This is a genomic window from Celeribacter neptunius (genome assembly GCF_900113955.1).
GTDB lineage: Bacteria > Pseudomonadota > Alphaproteobacteria > Rhodobacterales > Rhodobacteraceae > Celeribacter > Celeribacter neptunius.
Genome location: NZ_FORH01000008.1, coordinates 242,709 through 266,875, shown reverse-complemented (window position 1 = coordinate 266,875; position 24,167 = coordinate 242,709). Strand labels below are relative to the sequence as shown.

The 24,167-nt window shown below is 62.6% G+C and carries 29 protein-coding genes, 1 other RNA gene and 1 riboswitch; of the genes, 10 read left to right on the top strand and 20 right to left on the bottom strand.

From position 1 onward, the window contains the following. Window positions 1-82 precede the first annotated feature (82 nt). The 3 genes from BM151_RS18625 to BM151_RS18615 form a co-directional block, all read right to left on the bottom strand. Window positions 83-1,426, bottom strand: coding sequence for an 8-oxoguanine deaminase (locus BM151_RS18625; protein WP_090062349.1), 1,344 nt, complete (start codon window positions 1,424-1,426; stop codon window positions 83-85). A 43-nt stretch (window positions 1,427-1,469) separates the two neighbouring features. Then, window positions 1,470-2,303 carry an inositol monophosphatase family protein gene (locus BM151_RS18620; protein WP_090062345.1) on the bottom strand — a complete coding sequence of 278 codons (834 nt, stop codon included), beginning with the start codon at window positions 2,301-2,303 and terminating at the stop codon, window positions 1,470-1,472. 203 nt (window positions 2,304-2,506) lie between these two features. Further along, window positions 2,507-2,890: a helix-turn-helix domain-containing protein gene (locus tag BM151_RS18615; protein WP_090062343.1), complete on the bottom strand. Its 384-nt coding sequence runs from the start codon at window positions 2,888-2,890 to the stop codon at window positions 2,507-2,509. Window positions 2,891-3,311: 421 nt separating this feature from the next. Between BM151_RS18615 and BM151_RS18610 the strand changes: the two genes are divergently transcribed. After that, window positions 3,312-4,271, top strand: a complete 960-nt coding sequence (locus BM151_RS18610) for an NADPH:quinone oxidoreductase family protein (RefSeq protein WP_090062440.1) — start codon at window positions 3,312-3,314, stop codon at window positions 4,269-4,271. A gap of 328 nt (window positions 4,272-4,599) precedes the next feature. On the opposite strand, the gene BM151_RS18605 is transcribed toward BM151_RS18610, so the two are convergent. Next, the gene (locus BM151_RS18605; protein ID WP_090062340.1) at window positions 4,600-5,478 is read right to left on the bottom strand and encodes a LysR family transcriptional regulator; all 879 of its coding nucleotides are present in this window, start codon (window positions 5,476-5,478) and stop codon (window positions 4,600-4,602) included. A 123-nt stretch (window positions 5,479-5,601) separates the two neighbouring features. Here BM151_RS18605 and BM151_RS18600 point away from each other — a divergent pair, with 123 nt between their 5' ends. Both BM151_RS18600 and BM151_RS18595 read left to right on the top strand, forming a co-directional pair. Next, window positions 5,602-5,814, top strand: coding sequence for a DUF1127 domain-containing protein (locus BM151_RS18600; RefSeq protein ID WP_090062337.1), 213 nt, complete (start codon window positions 5,602-5,604; stop codon window positions 5,812-5,814). Between the two features lie 377 nt (window positions 5,815-6,191). Next, complete coding sequence (locus BM151_RS18595; protein WP_090062334.1) at window positions 6,192-6,962, top strand: Bax inhibitor-1/YccA family protein; 771 nt, start codon at window positions 6,192-6,194, stop codon at window positions 6,960-6,962. Between the two features lie 72 nt (window positions 6,963-7,034). Here the strand turns inward: BM151_RS18595 and BM151_RS18590 are convergent, their stop codons facing one another. Both BM151_RS18590 and rpmG read right to left on the bottom strand, forming a co-directional pair. Further along, complete coding sequence (locus BM151_RS18590; RefSeq protein WP_090062331.1) at window positions 7,035-7,658, bottom strand: GNAT family N-acetyltransferase; 624 nt, start codon at window positions 7,656-7,658, stop codon at window positions 7,035-7,037. 121 nt (window positions 7,659-7,779) lie between these two features. Then, window positions 7,780-7,947, bottom strand: coding sequence for a 50S ribosomal protein L33 (gene rpmG, locus BM151_RS18585; protein ID WP_009572866.1), 168 nt, complete (start codon window positions 7,945-7,947; stop codon window positions 7,780-7,782). 227 nt (window positions 7,948-8,174) lie between these two features. After that, window positions 8,175-8,334: riboswitch (FMN riboswitch) on the top strand. Between the two features lie 71 nt (window positions 8,335-8,405). Here rpmG and BM151_RS18580 point away from each other — a divergent pair. Next, window positions 8,406-9,296 carry a DMT family transporter gene (locus tag BM151_RS18580; RefSeq protein ID WP_090062328.1) on the top strand — a complete coding sequence of 297 codons (891 nt, stop codon included), beginning with the start codon at window positions 8,406-8,408 and terminating at the stop codon, window positions 9,294-9,296. Between the two features lie 73 nt (window positions 9,297-9,369). On the opposite strand, the gene BM151_RS18575 is transcribed toward BM151_RS18580, so the two are convergent. The 8 genes from BM151_RS18575 to BM151_RS18540 form a co-directional block, all read right to left on the bottom strand. Continuing rightward, window positions 9,370-10,080: a DUF533 domain-containing protein gene (locus BM151_RS18575; RefSeq protein WP_090062325.1), complete on the bottom strand. Its 711-nt coding sequence runs from the start codon at window positions 10,078-10,080 to the stop codon at window positions 9,370-9,372. 117 nt (window positions 10,081-10,197) lie between these two features. Further along, window positions 10,198-10,893, bottom strand: coding sequence for a hypothetical protein (locus BM151_RS18570; RefSeq protein WP_090062322.1), 696 nt, complete (start codon window positions 10,891-10,893; stop codon window positions 10,198-10,200). Between the two features lie 69 nt (window positions 10,894-10,962). Further along, window positions 10,963-11,361: RNase P RNA component class A (gene rnpB / locus BM151_RS18565), an RNA gene on the bottom strand. A gap of 14 nt (window positions 11,362-11,375) precedes the next feature. Then, window positions 11,376-12,074 carry an N-acetylmuramoyl-L-alanine amidase gene (locus BM151_RS18560; protein ID WP_245781258.1) on the bottom strand — a complete coding sequence of 233 codons (699 nt, stop codon included), beginning with the start codon at window positions 12,072-12,074 and terminating at the stop codon, window positions 11,376-11,378. A gap of 1 nt (window position 12,075) precedes the next feature. Further along, on the bottom strand, window positions 12,076-12,789 hold the full coding sequence (locus BM151_RS18555; RefSeq protein WP_090062317.1) for a hypothetical protein: 714 nt from the start codon (window positions 12,787-12,789) through the stop codon (window positions 12,076-12,078). 48 nt (window positions 12,790-12,837) lie between these two features. Further along, entirely contained in the window at window positions 12,838-14,325 is a 1,488-nt protein-coding gene (gene gatA / locus BM151_RS18550) for an Asp-tRNA(Asn)/Glu-tRNA(Gln) amidotransferase subunit GatA (protein ID WP_090062314.1), read from the bottom strand. After that, a complete protein-coding gene (gene gatC, locus BM151_RS18545) occupies window positions 14,325-14,612 on the bottom strand; it encodes an Asp-tRNA(Asn)/Glu-tRNA(Gln) amidotransferase subunit GatC (protein ID WP_090062311.1) in 288 nt (95 codons plus the stop codon). Before gatC ends, gatA begins: the two co-directional genes overlap by 1 nt. 35 nt (window positions 14,613-14,647) lie before the next feature. Beyond that, on the bottom strand, window positions 14,648-15,298 hold the full coding sequence (locus BM151_RS18540) for a ceramidase domain-containing protein (protein WP_090062309.1): 651 nt from the start codon (window positions 15,296-15,298) through the stop codon (window positions 14,648-14,650). A 112-nt stretch (window positions 15,299-15,410) separates the two neighbouring features. Between BM151_RS18540 and BM151_RS18535 the strand changes: the two genes are divergently transcribed. Then, on the top strand, window positions 15,411-16,115 hold the full coding sequence (locus tag BM151_RS18535) for a metal-dependent hydrolase (protein WP_090062307.1): 705 nt from the start codon (window positions 15,411-15,413) through the stop codon (window positions 16,113-16,115). A 33-nt stretch (window positions 16,116-16,148) separates the two neighbouring features. On the opposite strand, the gene BM151_RS18530 is transcribed toward BM151_RS18535, so the two are convergent. The 5 genes from BM151_RS18530 to BM151_RS18510 all read right to left on the bottom strand — a co-directional run bounded on the left by BM151_RS18530 (window position 16,149) and on the right by BM151_RS18510 (window position 18,460). Further along, on the bottom strand, window positions 16,149-16,556 hold the full coding sequence (locus BM151_RS18530) for a hypothetical protein (protein ID WP_090062305.1): 408 nt from the start codon (window positions 16,554-16,556) through the stop codon (window positions 16,149-16,151). Further along, window positions 16,556-16,933 carry a hypothetical protein gene (locus tag BM151_RS18525; RefSeq protein ID WP_090062303.1) on the bottom strand — a complete coding sequence of 126 codons (378 nt, stop codon included), beginning with the start codon at window positions 16,931-16,933 and terminating at the stop codon, window positions 16,556-16,558. The genes BM151_RS18530 and BM151_RS18525 overlap by 1 nt, the downstream gene beginning before the upstream one ends. 3 nt (window positions 16,934-16,936) lie before the next feature. Continuing rightward, window positions 16,937-17,530, bottom strand: a complete 594-nt coding sequence (locus BM151_RS18520) for an RNA polymerase sigma factor (RefSeq protein ID WP_143093130.1) — start codon at window positions 17,528-17,530, stop codon at window positions 16,937-16,939. A gap of 132 nt (window positions 17,531-17,662) precedes the next feature. Further along, window positions 17,663-17,989 (bottom strand): hypothetical protein, encoded by a 327-nt coding sequence (locus BM151_RS18515; protein WP_090062297.1) that lies wholly within the window; start codon window positions 17,987-17,989, stop codon window positions 17,663-17,665. A gap of 63 nt (window positions 17,990-18,052) precedes the next feature. Then, window positions 18,053-18,460, bottom strand: coding sequence for an EF-hand domain-containing protein (locus tag BM151_RS18510; protein WP_177213219.1), 408 nt, complete (start codon window positions 18,458-18,460; stop codon window positions 18,053-18,055). Between the two features lie 254 nt (window positions 18,461-18,714). Here BM151_RS18510 and BM151_RS18505 point away from each other — a divergent pair, with 254 nt between their 5' ends. After that, window positions 18,715-18,963 carry a peptidase gene (locus BM151_RS18505; protein WP_177213218.1) on the top strand — a complete coding sequence of 83 codons (249 nt, stop codon included), beginning with the start codon at window positions 18,715-18,717 and terminating at the stop codon, window positions 18,961-18,963. 9 nt (window positions 18,964-18,972) lie between these two features. Here the strand turns inward: BM151_RS18505 and BM151_RS18500 are convergent, their stop codons facing one another. Further along, complete coding sequence (locus BM151_RS18500) at window positions 18,973-19,422, bottom strand: nucleoside deaminase (RefSeq protein ID WP_090062292.1); 450 nt, start codon at window positions 19,420-19,422, stop codon at window positions 18,973-18,975. Window positions 19,423-19,632: 210 nt separating this feature from the next. Between BM151_RS18500 and BM151_RS18495 the strand changes: the two genes are divergently transcribed. From BM151_RS18495 to BM151_RS18480, 4 genes are all read left to right on the top strand, one after another. Then, complete coding sequence (locus tag BM151_RS18495) at window positions 19,633-20,259, top strand: OmpW/AlkL family protein (protein WP_090062289.1); 627 nt, start codon at window positions 19,633-19,635, stop codon at window positions 20,257-20,259. Window positions 20,260-20,377: 118 nt separating this feature from the next. Further along, entirely contained in the window at window positions 20,378-21,787 is a 1,410-nt protein-coding gene (locus BM151_RS18490; RefSeq protein WP_090062287.1) for a pseudouridine synthase, read from the top strand. A 193-nt stretch (window positions 21,788-21,980) separates the two neighbouring features. Next, window positions 21,981-22,892 (top strand): 5-bromo-4-chloroindolyl phosphate hydrolysis family protein, encoded by a 912-nt coding sequence (locus tag BM151_RS18485; protein WP_090062284.1) that lies wholly within the window; start codon window positions 21,981-21,983, stop codon window positions 22,890-22,892. Window positions 22,893-22,918: 26 nt separating this feature from the next. Next, window positions 22,919-24,100 carry a toxic anion resistance protein gene (locus BM151_RS18480; RefSeq protein WP_090062282.1) on the top strand — a complete coding sequence of 394 codons (1,182 nt, stop codon included), beginning with the start codon at window positions 22,919-22,921 and terminating at the stop codon, window positions 24,098-24,100. Window positions 24,101-24,167: the final 67 nt, after the last annotated feature.

Below are 24,167 nucleotides of genomic sequence, written 5' to 3'. Positions count from 1 at the left end.
TGCAACGCCCCTTTGAGGGATGCTGTTCTTTTCTCGCCCGACAGGCCCAGACGGGCCCAGACAGCCCCCCGCCCCGGGGGCCTCAGCCTTCCATCAAGGCCTTTGTCAAATCGCGCTGCTTGCCGAGCACATTGGGCAGATCGATCGTCGTCAGCCAACTGTCCGCCACCAGATGCCGGCCCTCGACGAAAAGATCGCGCACCATCATCGGACCCGCAAGCAGAAGCGCCGCCGGGTCCCAGCTTCCTGCCGCTTCGACATCGGACATGTCCCAAAGCGCGATATCGGCGCGTTTGCCGGGCGCCAGCCGGCCGATGTCGTCGCGCCCCAGCACATCGGCGCCACCGCGCGTGGCGATCTCGAGCATCTCGCGCGGGCTCATCTTGTCGGCGCCGTACTGCACGCGCTGCAACAGCATGCCGGTGCGCGCTTCCATGATCAGATTGCCGCTGTCATTCGAGGCAGAGCCATCAACACCAAGCCCCACCGGGACACCGGCGTCGCGCATCGACCGCACCGGGGCAATGCCGGAGCCGAGCCGACAGTTCGAGCAAGGGCAATGCGCCACACCGGTGCCGGTGCGGGCAAAGAGCGAGATCTCCTGATCATCGAGCTTGACACAATGGGCATGCCAGACATCCGAACCGGTCCAGCCCAGCTCCTCGGCATATTGGCCGGGGCGCATGCCGAACTTCTCCAGAGAATAGGCGATATCCTCGTCGTTTTCGGCCAGATGTGTGTGCATCATCACGCCCTTGTCACGCGCCAGAACGGCACTGTCGCGCATCAGCTCGCGCGAGACGGAAAACGGGGAGCACGGCGCCACGCCAACCCGGATCATCGCCCCGGGGTTCGGATCGTGGAACGCGTCGATCACCCGGATGCAATCGTTCAGAATATCCTCTTCGCGCTCGACAAGGCTGTCGGGCGGCAGGCCTCCAAGGCTTTCTCCGATCGACATCGAGCCGCGCGTCGCATGAAGCCGGACGCCGATGGCATGCGCCGCCTCGATCGTGTCGTCGAGCCGCGCGCCATTGGGGTAGAGATAGAGATGGTCCGACGTGGTGGAACAGCCGGAAAGCGCCAGCTCCGCCAGCCCGACCAGCGCCGAGATCCGCATATGATCCGGGCCGAAGCGGGACCAGATCGGGTAGAGCGTCTTGAGCCAGCCGAACAACAGCGCATCCTGCGCGCCCGGCACGGCGCGCGTCAGCGTCTGGAACAGGTGATGATGGGTGTTGACCAATCCCGGCGTGACCAGACAGCCACGGCCATCGACGATTTGCGCATCGTCGTCATAGAGCCCCTGCCCGACCGCCTCGATCACCCCGTCGCGCACCAGAATATCGCCACAGGCGATCTCGCGCCGCTCGTCATCCATGGTCAGGATCAGCTCGGCATTGCGGATCAGGAAACAATGATGCATCGGGGCCTCCCTTTCGGCACTCTGCCGGACAGGCCCGGCAGGATCAGTAGTCTGACAGTACCGCCAAAGCCGCGTCATGCAACTCTTTGCTTGCGGCGGCCAGGACCCGCCCGCCCTCGAGCACCGGCCCGCCCTGCCAATCGGTGACGATCCCGCCCGCCGCCTCGATCACCGCGATCGGGGCCAGGATGTCATAGCTTTGCAACCCCGCCTCGACCACCAGATCGATCTGACCGGCCGCCAGAAGCGCATAGGCATAGCAATCCATACCATAGCGCGTCAGCTTGCAACGCCCGGCGAGATCGTGAAAGGCTTTGCCCTCGCTCTCACCGCCGACCTCAGGAAAGGTGGAAAAGATCACCGCCTGATCAAGCGGGACGCCCTGGCGCACCGCGAGCTTGCGCGTGCCATGCGGCCCGTCGAGCTCCGCCCGACCGAGCCCGCCGGAAAAACGTTCGCCGATATAGGGTTGATCGATCACACCATAGAGCGCGCTCTGCGCATCCCTGAGCGCGATCAGCACGCCCCAGGTCGGCGTGCCGGAAATGAACCCGCGCGTGCCATCGATCGGATCGAGCACCCAGGTGAGCCCGGAGGTGCCGGGTTTCGACGGGAATTCCTCGCCCAGAATGGCATCATGCGGGCGCCGCGCCGCGATCACCGCGCGCATCGCCTGCTCGGAACCACGGTCGGCCACGGTGACCGGGTCGAACCCCTCGGAGAGTTTCGAGGCGGTATCGAGCTCGGAGCCACGGAAATATTTCAGGGTGATCTCCCGGGCCGCGTCCGCCGCGGCTTCGGCCGTGGCGATGATCTCTGCCCGCTCGGCCTCGTCGAAACGGGAGTTGAACACGGGAGATGTCTCTGAAAATACCATGGGGGTCCGCCTGCCTCGTTTGCCTGTTCTTGCGGTAGCGCCTCTCTCCGGAGGGGTCAAGCCAAGCCAGATCGGCGCCGCGCCTCAGCCCGTCAAAGCCTGAAAAAAGGGCGTTCTCACACAACATGCCCCCGGAGACATTCTATCCCCCGGGAGAAATCTGTTCTCAGTCATGAAACCCGCCGTGTCGCCGGAGCTGCCGTTCAGGCGACGTCGGAGAGCACCCGCGCCAGTTCGAACAGGCGACGGCGCTGATTTTCCGGAATGGCGTAATAGGACCGCACCAGTTCCAGCGCTTCCTTGTCCGCGAGAATATCCGCAGGCACGGCGCCCTCGGACACTTTGGTCTCTGCGGGCATATCCATCGGGCTGCCCATGCCTTCGAAGAAGAAAGCAACCGGTACGGAGAGGGCTTCGGCGATATCCCAAAGCCGGGAGGCGGAAACCCGGTTCATCCCGGTTTCATATTTTTGGATTTGTTGGAACTTGATCCCGACTTTCTCGGCAAGCTGTTGCTGCGTCATGCCAACCATCCAGCGACGATGGCGAATACGCTTGCCAACGTGGATATCCACGGGATGTTTCATACTGACCGCTCCTTCGTATCATCCGCACGCGAAACCTATGCGTGTATAGAACATTTGTTGCCCTTGGCCCTTTCACTCAACCTGTCTTTTTGGCCAAGCCCCCAAAGGACACAGATAACTATCTGTAATTCATCGATTATTCAAGCATGGCGCTATGTGCAAATTGCAAAAAAGACGACAATTTTCGGCCACCCAACTAAACCATTGCGTGTTTTTTCCAAAATATTTTGCATTTTAGAAAAGACAGTCCGCCCAAACCTCCCCGATTGCCTCGATTTGCCAGACAATGCGTCAAAGCGGTTTTACCGCAAAGCGACTCGCTTTGCGGTAGATTCTGCGGCCCCGCCCGCTGAATTTCACGTGGACAGATCCGGTTCAAAACGCCAAAACCAGAGCCATGACCGAGCCAGATACAGATATGATCCGCGCCTGCCGCGTCACCGGATTCGACCGCGCACCGCAGTTGGAAGCCCTCGCGCTCACCGCCCCCGGGCCCCAGGAGGTTCGCGTACGCATCCACGCCAGCGCCCTCAATTTCGCCGACACGCTGATGTGCAAGGGCACGTATCAGGACACGCCGGAGCCGCCGTTCACCCTCGGGCTCGAGCTCGCGGGCGAGATCACCGCGCTCGGCGCAGGCGTCCGCGATCTCTCGATCGGCCAGCGCGTCGCGGTCTATGCCGGTCAGGGCGGGCTGGCCACGGCGGGCAATTTCCCGGCGGAGCGCTGCATCCCGATCCCCGATACACTCGGTTATGACACGGCCGCAGCGTTGCAGATCGCCTATGGCACCTCGCATATGGCACTCGACTACAAGGCGCGACTGCACCCCGGCGAACGGCTGGTGGTCACCGGCGCCGCCGGCGGTGTCGGTCTCACGGCGGTGGAGATCGGCAAGCGCATGGGCGCCGAGGTGATCGCCATTGCACGCGGCGCCGAGAAGCTCGCCATTGCCAAGGCGGCGGGGGCCGATTACCTGATCGACGCCGGGGCGGCGGACATCCGCGAACAGATCAAGACGCTTGGCGGCGCCGATGTGGTCTATGACGCGGTGGGCGAGCCGCTCTACGAGGCCTGTTTCCGCGCCACCAACCCGGATGGGAGGATCCTTCTGATCGGATTTGCCGGTGGCGATCTGCCGAAGATGAAACCCAACCATATGCTGGTGAAGAACATCACCGCCATCGGGTTCTACTGGGGCGGCTATCTCGCCTTTAACCCGGCCCCGCTCAAGGCCTCGCTTGCGCAGCTGTTCGACTGGGCTGCCGAAGGGACGATCAAACCGCATATCTCGCATCGCCTGCCGCTGGAACGCTTCGAGGAAGGGCTGGAGCTTCTCCGCAGCCGTCGCGCGACGGGCAAGGTGGTTCTGGAGCCATAGACGCCCCGCCTCTCGGGCTGGCTTGCGGACGGAGGGGACGTTTGAGTATTCGGTGCAAGCCGCACGTCGATGACGCGGGCGGTGGCGAGCCTGCCCCCGCGCGCCTCTCACTTTATCCCAGCCAAATCCGAAGAAGCTCAACACGTTTCGCTTCCCCGACAAAATCGCCGCCGCGCGGGACGCGGTCATGCCAGAGGCATGCTTTCAGCATGACGATGTGCGGCGGCCTGCGGCCTTGATTCCGCACGAGGCGCTAAGCTCTCAACGTCTGATATGGGCTCAAACCGCCATATGTGGCGCGGATCGCCTCGAAATCAGCCCTTTGCCCCTACTGTGCCGCGATCCGGGCACCGCGATGTGAGCGGAAGGCTTGCCGGATCAGATCCCGCAGCCGTTCCGTCGCTTCGCTCTTTTTCAGATCCGACATATAGAGGTTGATCTTTTTCTTCGACAGTTCCGGCAGCGCGCCGCCATGCTGGATCGGCTCCGAATAGGGCGGCGCGGTATCCTCGAGCATCACATGCACCGCAAGATCGGCGGAAACCGAGGCCTCGATGGTCCGCGACTGATCGCTCTCGATCGACACTTCCCAGGGAATACCGGCACGGTCGAGCGCCTCTTGCACGCCTTTGCGGAAAATGCAGCGATGTTCAAAGGCCAGACGCAGCGGTCGCTGGCGCCAGGCCGAACCGTTGGGCGCCCCGATCCACACCAACGGCAGCTCGACCACCGTCTCGCCTTCGGGGCCGACATCATCCTCTGTGGTGAGAACGATATCGCATTCGCCACGGGAGAATTTCTCCTTGAGCTGGGTGGTGAAAGACGACAGCAGGCTGACGCGCATGCGCGGGTAGTCGCGATGGAAATGCTGCAACACCAGCGGGATCGACGGGTAGACAATGTCATGCGGCACACCAAGCACGATCTCGCCCTCGAATTCCTGCGCCGTCAGGCGGCTGTACACCTCGTCGTTCAGCTCCAGCATCCGCCGGGCATAGGACAGGAGTTGTTCCCCCGCCGCCGTCAGGGCGATGGTGCGGGCGCTGCGGTCGAGAAGGCGCAGGTCGAGACTTTCCTCCAGCCGCTTGAGCTGCATGGAAACCGCGGATTGCGTCAGATTGAGCGCGCCCGCCGCCTTGGTCACCCCGCCACAATCGGCCACGGCAACGAAGGAGCGCAGGGCCGTCAGATCAAGATTTCGAGCCATATCAAACTCCGTGATGCATCATTCAAAAATCATTCATTTCACTTATGTGATGATTTCCCGCATATATATCAAAGGAAATGATTCATTTCCAGATTGAGTTCAAAATTTGTTAAGGACGAGACGATGCCTTCACTGACCCTGCCCCGCTCCACCGGCGCGCGTCGCGCGCCGTCCCTGATTTCCCGCATTCTGCGCCAGCGCGAAATTGCCCGCCAGCGCCGCGCCCTGGCCGAGCTCGACGATGCCTTGCTCGACGACATCGGCCTGACCCGTGAGGCCGCGCTCACCGAAGCGCAACGCCCGAGCTGGGATGTACCGCACCACTGGCTCAAGTAAGCCCCGAGGCCTGCCGCCTGAGCCGGCTCATGGAAACCCGATGAAGAATCCCCATGATCGCATGTCCCCGCGATCCCCGACCGCGATGCCGCAAGGTGTCGCGGTCTTTTGTCGCAATCCGCACGATCCCGGATCATTCGAACCTTGCCACTGTTCGCAAATGGCCCGCAAAGCGTTTCGCATGGCGTTTTCACGCCAGATCACCCCGGTTCACTCCCCGCTCACCCCCACTCACAATCGCTCAAACACCTGACAAAAATACTCCATTTCCGATGGATGACGGCTTGAAATCCCCCCCATGGCTGCCAATATCGGAAGCGATACCCCCGCACCATCGCGGGGACACAGGGATTTCGACGCACAGGAGATATACGTCAATGGCTGACTACAGAACGATCCACGCTGGTGTCGGCGCACGCTCGGCTGAGATCGACGCCGGCCTTCGCGCCCATATGAACAAGGTCTACGGCACCATGTCCGTGGGCCTCATCATCACCGGTCTCGCGGCCTGGGCCCTTGCCAATCTGGCCGTGACCGGCACGCCGACCCAATATGAGCTCGGCAATGGTGAGTATCTCACCGGTCTCGGCTATGCGCTTTACGCAAGCCCGCTGAAATGGGTGGTGATGTTCGCCCCGCTGGCCATGGTCTTCGGCTTTGGCGCCGTGGTGTCCCGCCTCTCGGCCGCCGCGACCCAGACCTATTTCTACGCCTACGCGGCGCTGATGGGCCTGTCGCTAAGCTCGATCTTCCTGGTGTTCACCGGCATGTCGATCGCCCAGACCTTCTTTGTCACCGCCGGCGCCTTTGCCGGTCTGTCGCTCTGGGGCTACACCACCAAGAAAGACATCTCGGCCTGGGGGTCGTTCCTGATCATGGGCGTGATCGGTCTGGTCATCGCCTCGATCGTCAACATCTTCCTCGCCTCCTCGGGTCTGGCCTTTGCGATTTCCGCTCTCGGCGTGCTGATCTTTGCCGGCCTCACCGCCTATGACACGCAGAAGATCAAAACCGATTACATCTCGCATGCCCATGCCATGGACAGCGAATGGCTTGGCAAGTCGGCGATCATGGGGGCCCTGAACCTCTACCTCGACTTCATCAACCTGTTCATGTTCCTGCTGCAGTTCCTCGGCAATCGCGATTGATCCACAGCAAACCGCGACATCAAAAGGCCGCTCCTCGGAGCGGCCTTTTTCATGTCCGACTATCGGACCCCATCAGAGATCCAGCGCCATCTGCACCGCCGGCAGGAAGACCCCCGGCTTGATCGCCAGATCGACCTCACCCGACGCCTCGAAGCCATGGAATTTGTAAAACTCCAGCGCCGCAAAGGTCGACAGGCTGCACATCCGCGTCACGCCCGTGCGCCGCGCATTCTCCAGCACATGGTTCAGGATCACAGAGCCGATGCCACGCCGGACATGGTCGGGATGCACCGCGACACGGCGCATATGGCCGATCTCGCGCGGCCCGACCCCGCCAAAGGGCGTCACCTGGGTCCAGCCGCCGGCGCCGACGATCTCGCCACCACCGGTCTCGGCGACAAAGAACGTCCCGGATTGCAACAGCCCCGGCGCCGTATGGAACAGCGCCGGCAGAACCGCGTCGAGCAATTTCGCCGGATAATATTGCTTGAGAAGCTGACCGTAGGAGGCACGAAAGAGCGTGTCGATCTCCGCGGTATCGGCCGGCATGGCCGCTCGTACGGTAAAGGGCACGCTCTTGCGAATCTCCTGCGCGCCCTGATGTGCCAGAGCTTCGCTCAGGCTTTCGGGGATCGAACAGGGGCGTTCGTCTAACCGCTCCCGTTCCCTGAAGTAATCGTCGTCATATTCCAGCATGTCTCTTCTCCTTGTGGACTGTGGTAAACAGTTAGGGCGGAGAGAGGCGCGGGTCTCAAAGAAAAACCGCGCTTCCCTCTCAGGTCGCGCGGCTCTTGCATTCTGTCGTGTCTCGAAGGGCTTACTTGATTTTGCCTTCTTTGTACTCGACGTGCTTTCGCGCAACCGGGTCGTATTTCTTTACGACCATCTTTTCGGTCATGGTGCGGGCATTCTTTTTGGTCACGTAAAAGTGGCCCGTGTCCGCGGTCGAGTTGAGACGGATTTTGATCGTCGTCGGCTTCGCCATTTTTCATTACTCCAATAATCGCGTGCAACGGGGGCAGTTTGTTTACGGTGCCAGCCCGTGGAATCCTTGAAGCCCGCCTTTTAAGCTCTTCACGCCCTGAGTCAATGGGGTTTTCCTAAAAAACCGAACTTGGCGCAACGGGCGCTTGTGCACAGCGACCCTGCATTCCTGACAATTGCCACGGCGCCCGACATTCCCCTATCATTTCGCGCGGTCGATTTGGCCGTAAAACCTCTCAGGGCGGGGTGAAATTCCCCACCGGCGGTAAGCGGGCACCATGCCCGCAAGCCCGCGAGCGCTTGCGTCTCTCTGTCGAGAGACGCCGGGACAGCAGATCCGGTGCAACTCCGGAGCCGACGGTCAAAGTCCGGATGGAAGAGAGATGACAGGACGCCCTCATGTCACCATGGGCGCCCTGCCCTCCTGCCTTGGGTTATGTGCGCAAGAAAGGACGACACATGACTCTGTTTCAAACCTTCGGCCCGGCCCGCACCGGCGCCTTCTGGATGGTTCTCGCCGGAACCCTCTTTGCCGTCATCAACCTCTTGACCCAATATGCCACGATGATGCTGGCCGTGCCCTCGGCGCGCATGGCCTTCTGGCAATATTTCATCGCGCTCTTGTTTTCCCTGCCATGGGTGGCGCGCGAGGGGCTCCGGGCCCTTAAGACCGGCAATCTGCTTCTGCATCTGATCCGCGTCGCCTCCGCCGTGATCGGGGTTCAGCTCTGGATCGCCGGGCTTGCCCATGTGCCGATCTGGCAGGCCATCGCGCTGATCATGCTGTCGCCCTTCTTCGTCACCCTCGGCGCGAACTTGTTTCTCGAAGAAGCCGCCACCCCCGAACGCTGGCTTGCGGTCACGGTCGGGTTTCTCGGCGGCATGATCATCCTCGCCCCCTGGTCGGAAAGCTTCACGCCTTATGTCCTCTACCCGGTCGGCGCAGCGGCCTTCTGGGCACTCACCTCGCTTCTGACCAAGCGCATGACCCGCTCCGAGAGCCCGGAGAGCCTGACCGTCTACCTGCTTCTGCTGTTGAGCCCGGTGAACCTCGCCCTGACCCTTGGCGAAGGCGTCGCCCCGGGCGGCGGTTTGACGACGCTGATCCTCGTCGCCGCCGGGCTTTTGACCGCGCTGGCGCAATACGCCATCGCCCGCGCCTATGCCTCGGCCGATGCCGCCTATCTGCAGCCTTTCGATCATCTGAAACTGCCGCTCAATGTCGGCTTCGGCATTCTCGCCTTTGGCTTCATGCCACCGGGCGCGATGTGGCTCGGCTCGGCCCTGATCCTCGCCGCCTCCTTCTACCTCTTGCGACAGGAAAGCCGGGGCGCCTTAGCGACCGCATAAATCCTGGCGACCGCATAAGTAAAGAGGGCGACCCAAACGGGCCGCCCTTTTCTGTTCCACTATGAGGACTGTTTCAAAGCACAGGCTTGCCCATCGACTGATGGATCTCGGCCTGTTTCGCCGGGTCGAGCATCAAGGACTGGGCCAGCCCGGTGAGGAAGGTCTTTTCGGCTTCGGTATCGACCGAGATCGCCATCAGGGCCGCGGCATAGACCTGAGACGCCGCCGAGGTGCCGGCATCCTTGGCGAGCGCCATCGGATCGACCGGCGCGTCGAGCTCCGCCTGCACGAAGGCGATTTCCTCGTCCGAAGCATCGCCCAGCTGATCGAGAATTTTCGTCCGCTCTTCGGCGTCGATCTCGCCATCGGCCTTGGCGGCCATGATCATCGCCCGGATCATCAGCTTGGCATTCTCTTCGGTCGCGGCGCCCACAGGCGTGCCCTCGGTCACCGAAGCGAACATGTCGGACATGGAGCTGGCCCCCGTGGCCGCCGCCCCAGACATGGCCGAAAACAACGACCCAAGACCGGCTTCGGTGGCTTCCGACATATCGGCGGCCTGATTGCCGAATTTGCCCATCATGTCGCGCACCGCATCGGCGCCACCGGGGAAACCGAATTTCTCGGCCATCTGTCCCATCTGATCGGCCATGCCGCCCGGGTTGCCGGATTGGCGCATGGCTTCGCGCACCCCGTCCATGCCCCCCATTTTTTTCATCTTCTCAACACCTTTGGCCGCAGCAAAACCGATCGCCAGGGTGGTCAATGTTTTCACGAAACTCATCGGGGATCTCCCTTTTCCACATCACTCACCAACATACTGCGCCGAAAATTCGCCCCTGCCAACAGGGCATGAGACCTCAAGCCTTGCCGCGGTCGACGACCGGACGCGGCCCTTGGTTCAGTATTCCGTGCAATCGACCCCATCGACCTTTTGCAGCAGGGCGCGGGTCATCGGATCGATCGCCTCGGCCAGGCCCATGTAGGTTTGGAAGTCGATGGTTTCGTCCCAAACCCGTTCATAGCTTCCATCGGTGTTCATGTAATAGCTGATCTCCACCGTTTGCGCCCCTTGGCGTCCGATGGCATCAAGCAGGGCAGAGATCTCTCCGAAATCCGTGGCGAAATCGACATAGTCTCCGGGCAAGCCGCTGCGATCAATCGACAGGCGCGCATCGCGGTGCCATTCGAAGGCGCCACCATCGCTTTGAATCACGACCCGCATATCGGCGCCGGCGTCCGAGGCCCCGAAGGCATTGCCCGCCGCAACGAGCATATTGGACCGGAAAGCCTCTGATCGCATCAGCCCGGAAGATTCGGCAAAGAGCCAGGCGCTGTTGCCCTCGCCTTCTTCGCTGCGCAACAAGACGACGAAAGCGCCAGTGTCGTCGCGAATCTCGATCTCATAGGTGGGCGTATCCCAACCGCTCTCGTCGACGAAAACGTAATGGTCAGCCGTAAGGGTCAGTGCGCCGAACGCGCGGGAAATCGAACAGGCTTCCGGGGAATAATCGGCCCAGGCCGACCCCGCGAGACATCCGATCAGCGCGCCGAACACCACCTCGCGTTTCCCGGGCAGGGGAAAAGAAGAAAGCATGAAAATACCTTGTGATATTGCATAGGTTCCGTTCAAGATCACACGGGAAGTCTTGAAAAATCAATAAAAAGACGCGGACGGCCTGTAAGCCGGATTCTGTTCCGGGGCTTACGCCCCTTCGATAACCATTCCTCTAGGCCGCCTGTTACCAGACGGCTCAAGCTGCCAACCCGGGTCTCAAAGGCTTGAGCGACCTTGCGGGCGGTTTGTCTTGCGACACCGGTCCCCGCGCGAAACCCCTATTTGGCATTGCTCCCGGTGGGGCTTGCCGTGCCGCTCCTGTTGCCAGTCGCGCGGTGGGCTCTTACCCCACCGTTTCACCGTGACCCCCGTATAGAGGGCCGTCTGTTCTCTGTGGCGCTGTCCCTGGGGTTGCCCCCGCCGGGCGTTACCCGGCACCGTTGCTCAAGGGAGTCCGGACTTTCCTCCCCTTCCCCGAAGAGAAGCGGCGATTATCCGGCCATCCGCGTCAGAGAGGGGACTTAGGCGGTCCCGCTCTCGCGGTCAACGGGAAAGCGTTTGGCGAGATCGCGCGCGAGCGCCATGTCGATACCGTCGAGCGGGCCGGTATGGCGCGGACGAAAGCGGCTTCGAAAGGCGGTGAGCAGCGCCTCGCACGGCGCCTCCGGGTAGCCCAGCCGCGACAGATCTTGCACGAATGCGATCTCGTCGGGTGCCACCACCGTCATTTCATCGGGAAAGATGGACAGGCCTTGCAAGGCCAGGCGTCGCCAGTCGAACCGTGGACCGGGATCGATCTTGCGTTCGGGCGCCATGTCCGAATGCGCGATGACCCGCGCGGCAGGGATCTCATGGCGGGCGAGAATATCCGCCAGAAGCGCCTCCAGCGCGTCGATCTGTGCCGCGGCAAACGGGGTATCGCCGGGATTGGCCAGCTCGATGCCGATCGAGCGGGAGTTGACATCGGTGACATCGCCCCATTGCCCGGCGCCTGCGTGCCAGGCCCGCATCTCTTCCGCGACAAGGCGATAGACCCGGCCCTCTTCACAGATCAGATAATGGGCCGAGACCTCGAATTCAGGATCGCACAGCCGTTCGAGCGCCGCCTCGGCGGTCGGCATCGCCGTGTAATGCAACAGCACCATATCCGGCCGCGCACCGTCGCGCCGCTCACCGAAATTCGGCGAGAGGTGGTCATGAATCACAAGCTCAGAAGGCATCTCAGCCGCGGGCGGCGAGACGGAACGGCGCCGGATCCCAGCTACAGGCGAAACCATCGCCATCCGGATCGAGCCCCTTGGCGTTCTTCTCCGGTCCGCCGCTTTGCAGGAAATCCTCCTGCGCCTTGTCAGGCGACGGGTATTTGGCGCAATTGCGGGCAGCGCGGGCGGCGGCGCCCGGGATCAGGCGCGAATAGATCGGCTGGCCCACGGCGTTTGTGGTCGAGAGCGCGAATTCGACGATGGTGCCCGCATCGGACACCGGGCGCGGCGGCAGGGCGGTCGGCTGGATCGTCACATAGGCTTCCTTATTGGCTGCCACGAAAGCCTTGTCCTGTTCGATCGAGCGCTCGGAAGCGACCGCGTCGAAACTGTTCTCGGACGAGATGCCCATGGCGTTGCTGACAGAATCCGGGGTCGCGGCCGTGCCCATAGCCTCTTCGGTTGCCGTCGCCCCCGCTGTCGCGCCGCTTTCGGCAACGTCGATGGCAGCGCTGGCCTCATCCGAGATGGACTGGGTGTCGAGCCCGGTCACCGCACGGCTCGCCGCAATCGTGCCGCCCGTGCCCTCGCCATTGGCCAGAAGCTCGGCTTCCCGCTGGGCCTGATAGTCGGCATAGGAGGCAAAGCCCACACCCGCGCCGCTGTCCGGCACGGGAGCTTCACAGGCCGCGAGGGCTGCGAGAGAGATCAGGGCAAAAGAGGCACGACGCATCGCGAGGCTCCCGGGCAAAGTGGCGTAAAAAAACAGTCAGACTGTCCCTTACCACCATTTTTCCGGCTTGGAAACAAAGCCGCTCGCGGCTTCGAGCGAATGCGCGATATTCAGCAGATCGCCCTCTTCCCAGGGTTTGCCAATGAGCTGAAGCCCCATCGGCAGTCCGGTGGACGACAGACCCGCCGGAACCGAGATGCCCGGCAGACCGGCGAGGTTCACGGTGACGGTAAAGACGTCGTTCAGGTACATCTGGATCGGATCGGCCTCCGAGACCTCGCCCAGCCCGAAGGCCGGCGACGGGGTGGCGGGCGTCAGGATCGCATCGACCCCGGCGGCAAACACATCCTCGAAGTCCTTCTTGATCAGGGTCCGGACCTTGCGCGCCTTGTTGTAATAGGCGTCGTAGAAGCCGGCGGAGAGCACATAGGTGCCGACCATGACGCGGCGTTGCACCTCGTGACCGAAGCCCTCGGCGCGGGTCTTTTCGTACATCTCGTTGATGCCCTCGCCCTCGGCCAAAGTGGCACGATGGCCATAGCGCACGCCGTCATAGCGCGCGAGGTTCGACGAGGCTTCGGCCGGCGCGATGACGTAATAGGTCGGCAGCGCGTATTTGGTATGCGGCAGAGAGATCTCGACGATCTCGGCGCCGGCGGCCTTGAGCTTCTCGGCGCCCTCGTCCCAGAGTTTCGCGATCTCTTCCGGCATATTGTCGAGACGGTATTCTTTCGGAATGCCGATCTTCTTGCCTTTGATGTCGCCGGTGAGCAGCGCCTCGAAATTCGGCACGGGCAGGTCGGCGGAGGTCGAATCCTTCATGTCGTGACCACACATGGTCTCGAGCATGATCGCCGCATCGCGCACGGATTTGGTCATCGGACCGGCCTGATCGAGCGAGGAGGCAAAGGCCACGACGCCCCAGCGCGAACAGCGCCCGTAGGTCGGCTTGATCCCGACGATACCGGTAAAGGCGGCGGGCTGACGGATCGAGCCACCCGTGTCGGTGCCGGTGGCCGCGAGACAGAGATCGGCGGAGACGGCGGCGGCGGAACCGCCCGAGGAGCCGCCGGGGGTCAGGGCCGTGTCCTCATTGCCGCGGCGCCAGGGGCTCACCGCATTGCCATAGGTCGAGGTCTCGTTCGAGGACCCCATGGCAAATTCGTCCATGTTGAGCTTGCCCAGCATGACGGAGCCGGCATCGAACAGCTTCGTGGTGATCGTGCTCTCGTATTCGGGTTTGAACCCTTCGAGAATGGCGGAGGCCGCCTGGGTCGGCACGCCTTTCGTCGCGAACAGATCCTTGATCCCGATCGGCAGACCGCACATGGCGGGCGCGTCACCGGCGGCAATGCGTGCATCGGCGGCTTTGGCCTGCTCAAAGGCAATCTCCGGCGTGTTGTGGACAAAGGCATTCAGAGCGCCGGCGCCTTCGATGGCGGTGAGGCAGGCCTCGGTCAGCTCGACCGAGGTGTAATCGCCTTTGCGCAGCCCGTCGCGGGCCTCGGAAAGGGTGAGTTTGTTCAGATCAGACATTATTCCACCACCTTCGGAACCGCGAAGAAGCCCTCGCGCGCGTCCGGCGCGTTCGACAGGATTTTCTCCTGCATGTTGCCATCGGTCACACCGTCCTGGCGGCGCTTGAGACGCATCGGCGTCACCGAGGTCATCGGCTCGACGCCCTCGACATCCACTTCGGACAGCTGCTCGATGAAGCCTAAGACGGCGTTGAACTCTTCGGCGAGGGCGGGAAGCGCGTCTTCCTCGACCCGGATGCGGGCGAGCTTGGCAACCCGGCGCGCGGTATCGATGTCGATGGACATGGGGCAATGCTCCGTAATCTTGGTCAAATGAGGCTTTAGCGCCCCAGCGCGCGGCCTTCAAGCATGTGGTTCACATAAACCGCGATCATATGGGCCAGCATCAGCGCGTTCAGCAGGTGCCAGAGGAAATGCGTGCCCAACGGGAAGCTCCCACAGAGGGGCATATCGAGCCAGCGCATGACAATGGAGAGGCAGAGGATCGCAGCGCCCAGCGCAAGACCGCGGGCGGTCTTCGGCGCGGCAGGGCGCAGGAGCAGTCCGTAGATGAAAATCAACAGCGGCACGGGGGCATAGCCGGCGGAACTGCCAAGCCCCAATTGCGCAAACAGCGGCACGGTGGCGGCGGCGTAGGGAAAGAACATGAGCGTGACCAGCACGGATTTCCATGTCTCGAGGCCAAAGAAATCGCGGGTGGCGGCAAAGATATAGATCAGGATGAAGGCCAGAATCGGCAGCGTATCCGCCAGTGCGCCCCAGCGCGTCGCCGTGGTGTGAAAGGCGAATGACCCCAGCCCGATGGCAAACAGCACGCCGGCCAAAAGCCGCGCCAGGGGCAGGCCCCGCGTTCGCGGATAGATCCAGATCGCGGCGATCACAAAGGCCAGATTGGTCAGCGCATTCACCGGTTCTGACCAGAATGTGAAATCCAGACGCTCGCAATAGCTGTCGATTTGTTCATTCCACACGTGACAGGTGCCTCTCGCGCCTTATTCTACCCGGTGAGTCTCATGTCCCGAGGACCGATCCTCAGAGACATTGTAACGACCTCATCGGTCACGACACCATAGGGAGCCTGTCATGAAAATCACCTGGTTGGGCCATTCCGGCTTTCGTATCGAGATCGCGGATCAGATCCTGTTGATCGACCCCTGGCTGGCGGGCAACCCGTCCTTCCCCGAAGGCCGCGAGACGGAGGCCACCAAGGGCACCACCGCGATTTTCCTGACCCATGGCCATGGCGATCATGCCTCGACCACCCTGCCCATCGCGAAATCCGCCAATGCGATGATCTATTGCATCCATGAATTGTCGCTGATCCTCGACGCAGACGGAGCGCAGGTCACCGGGTTCGGCAAGGGCGGCACGATCACGCTCGGCGAGGGCGACGCCGAGGTCAATGTGACCATGGTCAACGCCGTGCACAGTTCCTCGATCGACTACAAGGACGGCGCGCCGAAATATGCCGGCCAGCCGGCGGGGTTCATGATCGAGGGCGAGGGCCACACGATCTATGTCTCCGGCGACACCGACATCATGGCCGATATGGAATGGTTTGCAGATCTGCATCAGCCCGATATCGGCATCCTCTGCGCCGGCGGGCATTACACGATGGATATGCGACGCGCCGCCTATGTCTGTCAGAAATATTTCGACTTCAAGACCGTGATTCCCTGCCACTGGGGCACTTTCCCGCTTCTGGCGCAGAGCTGCGACGAGCTGGTCTATGCGCTCGAAGACGGCGTGGTGAAAGTGCCCGAGGTGCTGGTGCCGATCGAGATCTGAGGCGAGCAGGCGGATCGCGTCAGCCTGACCGGATCACTCGCCCGCGGCCTCTTCCTCGAGCACCCCGAGCACCAGCGCCTGCATCTCGTCAAGCGTGGTGATGAACCGGGTCCGGAACTCGGCCATCGCCGCTTCGGTCGCCCCCCGGTCAAGCGGGCGCTCGCTGCTGATGTCGACGATCTCGCGGCGGGCTTCGACTGTCTCGCGCAATTGCGTTTTCAGGGCTTCATCCGCGCTCAGGCGATGACGCAACGCGCTGCGGATCTCCGGCGGAAAGGCCGGCACGCGCATCTCATCACCGAGCACCGCGACACGGAGTTGCTGAAACCGCCAGACCACACCGGCGGTCATCGCATTGCCCAGAAGCGACAGGCCCAACAGGGCGACGAGCACGATCCGCCCCCAGGCGCGGCGCGGTGTCCGTGTGACTTGCGCAGACATCAGAACCCTCCCAACAGGCCGAGCAGATCGCCAAAGGCGAGGTAGGCAAAGATGCTGTCACCGGTGCCGCCGGACGAGGCCAGATAGCCCAGCGCCACGCCCAGCGCCATCAGCCCGGCAAAGCCCAGCGCCCAGGGCAGCGGCTCCGAGAGCACCTCGGCCAAATGGGCGTCGCGCCCCTGCCCGCTCTCCTCGCGGGCGATGCGCGACAGGACAGAGCGGGACAGTTCGGCGACATCCTCATCCGTCTCATCCGCGAACACATGCGCGAGATCGCGGTCGAAAGCGTCCCCCAAGGCGTCCTCCGAAACCTCCTCCAACGCGTCATCCTTTGGCACCGGTCCGCTCCCCCGGCCCTTGCGATACCCTTGCGACATGGTTCAATCCTCCTTTTCCATCAGCGCCCGAAGCCGCGCCCGCGCCCGCACCAGCAATTGTTCCACAGCCCCCTCGCTCGTCCCCAGAGCCGCGGCGATCTCCGTCCCCGACAGCTCGCCCGCCGCTTTCAGCAGGATCGCCTGACGCTGACGCTCCGGCAGGGTCTTGATCGCCCGCCGCACCTGCGTCAGCCTTTGCCGCGCCGCCAGCCCGGCCTCGGCGCCGGGGCTTTCGTCTTCCGGCTCCGGCAGGCTGTCGATACCGACAAAGCGTCGGAACCCGCCGCGCCGGTTGTGGTCGATACAAAGATTGACCGCAATCCGGTAGAGCCAGCTCGACACCGCGCCTTTGTCGGGGTCATAGCCCGCGGCCCTGGACCAGGCCCTGAGAAACACCTCTTGTGCCACGTCCTCGGCCTCGGTCGGCACCGTGAGCGCCTGCGCCGCGTAACGCCGGATGCCCGGGCCGAACAGGGCGATCAGCCGCGCCAAAGCCGCCCGCTCGCCATTGGCAAGCGCCGCCATCAGGGCCTTCGCCTCTGTCTGACGTTGGTTGTGACCGGGGGGCTCCCCCACGGTTCCGGCCCTGTCGCTCACCCAGCCCTCATCCGATCAAACTCATGACCCAAACCTCCCCCCGACAGGGTAGCACGTTCTGTGCCATGCTCCCTGAGATGATTTGATGGTCCGGACCACGGGGGGGGGATAGCGGCCCGGACCGAGCCCCGCTTAGCGGGAGACGATAAGACCGCGTTCTTTGGTCTTGGTTGTGCCATCCGGGCCAGTTCCCGTCACGCTGACATCGGTGCTGCCGCCATTGTTCGTCCGGGTGACGCCGCGCGACACGCTTTGGCCTTCGGCATTGGTGCCGGTGGTCGTCTGTTCACAGACCACGACCTGATTGCCCTGCAGGCAGGTATGTTGCTTTTCGATCGTGCCGCCATTGTCGGTGGTCACGGTGAGGCCGCGGGCAAAACCGGGCGTCGCGGCCATGAGCGGCGCGATCAGGGAAAGCGCGCAAAGGGATTTGGCAAGAGATTTGGGGACTGTTTTCATCGTTACGATCCTTTTCAGGGAATGGGGAAGAACGTTCAGAAAAGTTCAGGAGGACGAGCGCGTTCAGAAACTGGCTTTCGTCAGGAAATCGACGACACGGGCCAGCTCCTTGCCCGCGAGCACGCCATCATTGTTGCGGTCGGCGCGTTGAAACCCCGGAGCCTGCGACAGGAATTCGGCTTCGGTCACCGCACCATTGCCATCGAGATCCCGGGCCATCAGCCGTTTGCCGCTGACATTGCGTCCCTGCGCTGCCGGCAGGGCCTGTAATTCGGCCACGATCACAGTGCCGTTGCCATCGCTGTCGAGCGATTTGAAACTGTCTTTTTGCAGGGCCTGGAATTCGGCCAGGGTGATCACGCCATCGCCGTTGGCGTCATAGGTCATGATATCGGTCGCGGCGAGAGCCGGCGTGGCCAGCCCAGTGCTGCAGAAAAGAGCACAGGGCAGGACCAGATTTCGGATGCGCATATGTACCTCCATTGCGGCGTCGATACAGGTAATACGCGCGCCCTCAGGCCCTCCTACGCAGGTCAGTCGGTTTTTTTGATTTTTCTGCCGCGAGGTCAAGGCCGGGCGTCACGACGGCAGACCGTCTTGCGGCGAAAGCCGTTTTGCGATAGGTCGTTGCCCAGGCGTTCCGCCCCTCACACCCTCGAAAATCCGCAGCACCGCAACCGCCCGAAAGCGCGTTGCCCGTCCTGCGATTTGTCCAAGGTTCAAAAATGCTGGAAATTTTGCTGTCGCGCCACGAGCGGCTTTTGAAAAACATGGCCCTGATGCTTGGCATCGCCTCCACCGTGGCGATCGTGCAGAACTGGTATCCGCTGAACCTGTTCCTGTCCCTGCCCTTTTGCGTGATCTGGATGGCCATGGGCTGGCTGCACGGCGAGCGTCAGCTCAAGTGGATCAACATCCTGTTCGCCGGCTTCTATGTCTATGGCATCGGGCGCTACGTGCTCGTCTCGGCCTGAGCCCCGCGCCTATCGTTTGGCGGCGAAGAAGCTTTTGAGCATCTCTTCCGCCTCGCGGGCGGCAATGCCATCATACACCTCCGGCGCGTGATGGCATTGGCGATGGCTGAACACTTTCGCACCATGGGCAACGCCGCCGGATTTCGGGTCCTGCGCCCCGTAGTAAAGCCGCGCAATGCGGGCGTTCGACATGGCGGCGGCGCACATCGGACAGGGTTCCAGCGTCACATAGAGATCATGCCCCGGCAGACGCTCCTGACCCAGCGCGGCACAGGCGGCGCGCAGCGCGACGATCTCCGCATGCGCCGTCGGGTCATTGTCCTCGCGGGTACGATTGCCGCCGCGCCCGACGATCTCGCCCCCGGGCGACACCACGACGGCGCCCACCGGCACTTCGCCACGGGCTTGGGCCAGCCGGGCCTCTTTCAGGGCCTCATCCATATATGAGCGAAACGACATGCGCTTTCTTTGGCCTGCAAACGCGTCAAAGGCAAGCCATCGCACCACCCCTGTGTCGCAACACCCGCCCCCTCAGGCCATGACATGTTTGCGACCGCCTTACGACAGATTGACGCGCCTTTGCCGAATTGACTCACATCAAAGCCACATCCCGCACGCAGGGCGATGGATGGGCCACGCGCGAAAATAAATACCCAAGGGACACTGACCATGAAGAAAACTTCTGTTCTGGCCGCTGCCGCCGTTCTCGGCCTCACCTGCGCCATCTCCTCCGCCGCTTTCGCGCAAGAAGCCGGCACCATGACCCTCGGCCTCGGCCTTGGCAACGTGATGCCGAACTCGGACAACGGCACCATTTTGGGCACCACCGAATTGGATGTGGGCAACAATCTGCGCCCGACCGTCACCTTCGAATATTTCATCAAAGACAATCTCGGCATCGAGGTCCTGGGCGCCTGGCCGTTCAAACATGACATCAGCGCCGCCGGCTTGGGCGAGATCGGATCGACGCAGCATCTGCCGCCCGTCCTCTCGCTTCAGTATCACTTCAACAGCGGCTCTGCCTTCACGCCTTTCCTCGGCGTCGGCGTGAACTACACGGCCTTCTTCGATGAAACCGCCAAGGGGGCCATCGCGGGCAACGATCTCGATCTTTCCGACTCCTGGGGCGTCGCGCTCCACGCCGGTTTCGATTACCAGATCAGCGAACGCGGCGCCTTGCGGACCGACGTGCGCTGGATCGATATCGACAGCGACGTGAAACTGAATGGCTCCAAAATCGGCGTGGCCGAGATCGACCCCTGGGTCTTCGGCATTTCCTATGTGATGAGCTTCTGATCCCGAACAGGTCTTTTTTCGATCTTTTTCACGGCCCGCTCTTCGGCGGGCCGTTTGTCTTTGCTCTTCCCATACGCCCCGGTGCAGAGTATGAGCGCGCCAACGAAAGGCCTTTCCCATGACTGACAACGCCAAAACGCCAGAAAAGAAAACCCCGCCGGGCGATCGCATCGCCAAGGTGCTGTCGCGCGCCGGCATCTCGTCACGCCGCGAGGCCGAGGCGCTGATCGAAGAGGGTCGGGTCACGGTGAATGGCCGGGTCGTCGCCTCGCCGGCGCTCAATGTCATGCCGAAAGACAAGATTTTCGTCGATGGCAAGGAAGTCGGCGAACCGGAACCGCCGCGGCTCTGGCTCTATCACAAGCCTCTGGGTCTGGTGACCACGGCCAAGGATGAAAAGGGCCGCGACACCGTGTTCGACAGCCTGCCGAAAGAAATGCCGCGGGTGATGTCGGTCGGGCGTCTGGATTTGAACTCCGAAGGGCTTCTGCTGCTGACCAATGATGGCGAGTTGAAGCGCAAGCTCGAGCTGCCGGACACCGGCTGGCTGCGCAAATACCGGGTCCGGGTCAAGGGCACCGCCTCCGAAGCCATGCTGGAGCCCCTGCGCAAGGGCGTGGAGATCGAGGGCGAGAAATTCCAGGCCATGGAAGTCACCTTCGACCGCCAGCAAGGCGCCAATGCCTGGCTCACCGTGGGCCTGCGCGAGGGCAAGAACCGCGAGATCCGCCGCGCCATGGAACATGTCGGCCTGACCGTGAACCGGCTGATCCGCCTGTCCTACGGGCCGTTCCGTCTCGGCACCCTGCAACCCGGCCAGGTCGAGGAAGTCCGCGCCCGCGTGCTGCGCGACCAATTGGGCGCAGATCTCGAGATCGGTGAAGGCGGCAAGGCCAAACGCACGGTGTCGCGCCCCGGCAAACCCGGCGGACCGCGCACGGAAAGCCGTGGCCGCGATGACGCCCGTGACGGCAAACCACCGTTCAAAGGCAAGCGCGACTTCGAAAAGCGTGCCGACAATCGAGATGGAGATTTCAAACCTCGTGGTGATCGCCCCCGTGGCGACAAGCCTTTCGGCGACAAACCGCGCAGTCAGGGCTTCAAACGCCGCGACGATGAGGGTGGCAAGCCGCCGTTCAAAGGCAAACGCGATTTCGAAAAGCGTGCCGACAATCGGGATGGCGATTTCAAGCCGCGCGGCGAAGGTTTCAAGGGCAAACGCGGCTCTGATCGGGATGGCGGCCGGGATGGCGGCTTCAAACCGCGGGACGGAAAACCCGGCGGCAAACCTTTCGGCAAACGTGACGGCAAGCCCGGCGATCGCCGTGACGGCAAACCCGGTGACAAGCCGGGAGGGTTCAAATCCCATGGCTACAAGAGCCACGGCGGCGGCAAGGATGGCAAACCGCGCTCGGCCGGGTTCAAATCGCATGCCGGCAAACCGGGGGGCCGCCCTGGCGGAAATCCGGGTGGAAAACCGGGTGGCGGCGGCGCAAGAGGCGGCAAACCGCCGAAATCCGGGCGCTGAGCCGCATCTGAGGGGGAAAGCGGGGCCACCGCTCCCCTTAACCCTTTCGTCTGAGGCGATTCCTTCCTATATCTTGGGAAAGATCTGTCTGACGTAAGAGGGTGCCCGTGAGCGACAGCGTGTTTTCGAAACTCGCCTATTACCTTTTGGTGGCGTTGACCTTTTACGTCACGATCAAAGCGCAGGGCATGTAATGGCCAAGCGCTACGGCTCCACCTATTCCCCCAAAGGCGACGCCTATTCCCCGGATGACGAGGCGCCGGTGAACGCCCCTGCGGCGCGGCCTTTCGACGGCAAGAAACCGTCGCGCGTCGGCGCGCGTTCGAACCTGTTGTTCTTTGCCGCCCTGCCCCTGGCCTGGAAAGCCTTCGGCGCTGGGCCGGTCACCATGGCCGGCTATCTGGTGGCGCTCGGCTGCCTCGTTGGCGCCGCCTTCCTGACCCGCGAAGGGCTCAAGGCGGAAGAAGCCTATGAGGCGCGCAAGGTCTCGCGCCGCCCGGCAATCCCGCGCAAAATCTTCGGCTCGGTTCTGACCGGGCTTGGCCTCGGGCTCGTTGGCTGGTTCGGCTGGGGCCCGCTGGAGACGGTGATTTTCGCCGTGCTCGGCGTCGCTCTGCACAGCCTCGCCTTCGGCCTCGACCCTTTGAAGAACAAAGGTTTCGACGAGATCGACCTGTTCCAGCAGGACCGCGTCGCCAAGGCGGTGGACGAGGCCGAGGCGCATCTGTCGGCGATGCGTGAGGCGCTCAACCGCTCCGGCGACCGCCAGGCCGAGGACCGGCTGGAGAGGTTCATCACCACCGCCCGCGCCATGTTCCGCACCGTCGAAGAGGACCCGCGCGATCTCACCGCCGCGCGCAAATACCTGGGCGTTTATCTCCTGGGTGCCCGCGATGCGACGGTGAAATATGCCGATCTCTGGGCAAAGAGCCGCAACGCCCAGGCGCGACAGGACTGGTTCGCGCTTCTGGACGATCTCGAAGCGAATTTCGACGCCCGTCATAAAAAGTTGCTTTTGGACGATAAAACAGACCTCGACATCGAGATCGAAGTGCTGCGCGATCGTCTGGCGCGTGAAGGCGTCAAAGATAAAATCATGTCATGAACGAGTTTGGATCAGGGGAAGCCACTATGTCCGATACTATCCGCCAACAGGCCGAAGCCGCATTGAAAGACGTCGAGGAAGTGACCCTCGCGGTCCTGCCCGAACCGAAGGGCGAATTGCTCGACCCGGCGACGCTGGCCGAGACCCCGGTCGCAGGTGCGGTCGAAAAGGCCAAGGCCGAGATCGACATGGGCGACACCAATTCGATCGTGCGCTTCGGCTCTGCCGCGCAGGCCGAGCTGCAGGAAATCAGCCAGGCGATGTTGCAGGATGTGAAGAACAAGGATGTCGGGCCGGCGGGCGACAGCCTGCGTTCCATCGTCACCACCATTCGCGGTTTCTCGGTCTCCGAGCTCGACGTGCGCCGTGAGCGCAGCTGGTGGGAAAAGCTTTTGGGCCGCGCCGCGCCGATGGCGAAATTCGTCGCCCGTTTCGAGGATGTGCAGAGCCAGATCGACAAGATCACCGACAACCTGCTGACCCATGAGCACAAGCTGCTCAAGGACATCAAGTCGCTGGACATGCTCTATGAAAAGACCCTGACCTTCTACGACGAGCTGGCGATCTACATTGCCGCCGGCGAGCTGAAGCTCAAGGAATTGGACGAGACCGACATCCCGGCCTTGGCCGCCGCCGTCGATGCCGCGCCGGAAGCCGATCAGGTGATCAAGGCGCAGGAGCTGCGCGATCTGCGCGCCGCGCGTGACGATCTCGAACGTCGGGTGCATGATCTCAAACTGACCCGTCAGGTGACCATGCAATCGCTGCCCTCGATCCGTCTGGTGCAGGAAAACGACAAATCCTTGGTGACCAAGATCAACTCGACGCTCGTTAACACCGTGCCGCTCTGGGAAACCCAGCTGGCGCAGGCGGTGACCATTCAGCGCAGCTCCGAGGCCGCGAAATCCGTGCGCGAAGCGACCGATCTCACCAATGAGCTTCTGACCGCCAACGCCAAGAACCTGCGCGAAGCCAACAAGGTGGTGCGCGAGGAGATGGAACGCGGCGTCTTCGACATCGAAGCGGTGAAAACCGCCAATGCCGAGCTGATCGCCACGATCGAGGAAAGCCTGCAGATTGCCGATGAGGGCAAGCGCAAACGCGCCGAGGCCGAGGTCGAGCTCAAGACCATGGAAGCCAATCTGCGCGATACGCTGGCCTCGGCAAAAGCCTCTGCCAATGCGGCGGGGCCGGCCGTTCCCTCCTGATGAAGATCGCGGGACGGCATAGGTCGGCCAGCAGATGGGCTGCACTCTGCGCGGGGTCTTTCCTCGC

Excerpts from the sequence above, each read along its gene's own strand:
- BM151_RS18505 (WP_177213218.1), top strand. The coding sequence starts at position 18,715 with ATGCTGGAAATTTTGCTGTCGCGCCACGAGCGGCTTTTGAAAAACATG.
- BM151_RS18515 (WP_090062297.1), bottom strand. The coding sequence starts at position 17,989 with ATGAAAACAGTCCCCAAATCTCTTGCCAAATCCCTTTGCGCGCTTTCC.
- BM151_RS18530 (WP_090062305.1), bottom strand. The coding sequence starts at position 16,556 with ATGTCTGCGCAAGTCACACGGACACCGCGCCGCGCCTGGGGGCGGATC.
- BM151_RS18590 (WP_090062331.1), bottom strand. The coding sequence starts at position 7,658 with ATGCTGGAATATGACGACGATTACTTCAGGGAACGGGAGCGGTTAGAC.
- BM151_RS18580 (WP_090062328.1), top strand. The coding sequence starts at position 8,406 with ATGACTCTGTTTCAAACCTTCGGCCCGGCCCGCACCGGCGCCTTCTGG.
- BM151_RS18495 (WP_090062289.1), top strand. The coding sequence starts at position 19,633 with ATGAAGAAAACTTCTGTTCTGGCCGCTGCCGCCGTTCTCGGCCTCACC.
- BM151_RS18595 (WP_090062334.1), top strand. The coding sequence starts at position 6,192 with ATGGCTGACTACAGAACGATCCACGCTGGTGTCGGCGCACGCTCGGCT.
- gatA (WP_090062314.1), bottom strand. The coding sequence starts at position 14,325 with ATGTCTGATCTGAACAAACTCACCCTTTCCGAGGCCCGCGACGGGCTG.
- BM151_RS18560 (WP_245781258.1), bottom strand. The coding sequence starts at position 12,074 with ATGCCTTCTGAGCTTGTGATTCATGACCACCTCTCGCCGAATTTCGGT.
- BM151_RS18485 (WP_090062284.1), top strand. The coding sequence starts at position 21,981 with ATGGCCAAGCGCTACGGCTCCACCTATTCCCCCAAAGGCGACGCCTAT.
- BM151_RS18605 (WP_090062340.1), bottom strand. The coding sequence starts at position 5,478 with ATGGCTCGAAATCTTGATCTGACGGCCCTGCGCTCCTTCGTTGCCGTG.
- BM151_RS18510 (WP_177213219.1), bottom strand. The coding sequence starts at position 18,460 with ATGCGCATCCGAAATCTGGTCCTGCCCTGTGCTCTTTTCTGCAGCACT.
- BM151_RS18480 (WP_090062282.1), top strand. The coding sequence starts at position 22,919 with ATGTCCGATACTATCCGCCAACAGGCCGAAGCCGCATTGAAAGACGTC.
- BM151_RS18620 (WP_090062345.1), bottom strand. The coding sequence starts at position 2,303 with ATGGTATTTTCAGAGACATCTCCCGTGTTCAACTCCCGTTTCGACGAG.
- BM151_RS18490 (WP_090062287.1), top strand. The coding sequence starts at position 20,378 with ATGACTGACAACGCCAAAACGCCAGAAAAGAAAACCCCGCCGGGCGAT.
- BM151_RS18555 (WP_090062317.1), bottom strand. The coding sequence starts at position 12,789 with ATGCGTCGTGCCTCTTTTGCCCTGATCTCTCTCGCAGCCCTCGCGGCC.
- gatC (WP_090062311.1), bottom strand. The coding sequence starts at position 14,612 with ATGTCCATCGACATCGATACCGCGCGCCGGGTTGCCAAGCTCGCCCGC.
- BM151_RS18600 (WP_090062337.1), top strand. The coding sequence starts at position 5,602 with ATGCCTTCACTGACCCTGCCCCGCTCCACCGGCGCGCGTCGCGCGCCG.
- BM151_RS18525 (WP_090062303.1), bottom strand. The coding sequence starts at position 16,933 with ATGTCGCAAGGGTATCGCAAGGGCCGGGGGAGCGGACCGGTGCCAAAG.
- BM151_RS18625 (WP_090062349.1), bottom strand. The coding sequence starts at position 1,426 with ATGCATCATTGTTTCCTGATCCGCAATGCCGAGCTGATCCTGACCATG.
- BM151_RS18500 (WP_090062292.1), bottom strand. The coding sequence starts at position 19,422 with ATGTCGTTTCGCTCATATATGGATGAGGCCCTGAAAGAGGCCCGGCTG.
- BM151_RS18535 (WP_090062307.1), top strand. The coding sequence starts at position 15,411 with ATGAAAATCACCTGGTTGGGCCATTCCGGCTTTCGTATCGAGATCGCG.
- BM151_RS18575 (WP_090062325.1), bottom strand. The coding sequence starts at position 10,080 with ATGAGTTTCGTGAAAACATTGACCACCCTGGCGATCGGTTTTGCTGCG.
- BM151_RS18570 (WP_090062322.1), bottom strand. The coding sequence starts at position 10,893 with ATGCTTTCTTCTTTTCCCCTGCCCGGGAAACGCGAGGTGGTGTTCGGC.
- rpmG (WP_009572866.1), bottom strand. The coding sequence starts at position 7,947 with ATGGCGAAGCCGACGACGATCAAAATCCGTCTCAACTCGACCGCGGAC.
- BM151_RS18615 (WP_090062343.1), bottom strand. The coding sequence starts at position 2,890 with ATGAAACATCCCGTGGATATCCACGTTGGCAAGCGTATTCGCCATCGT.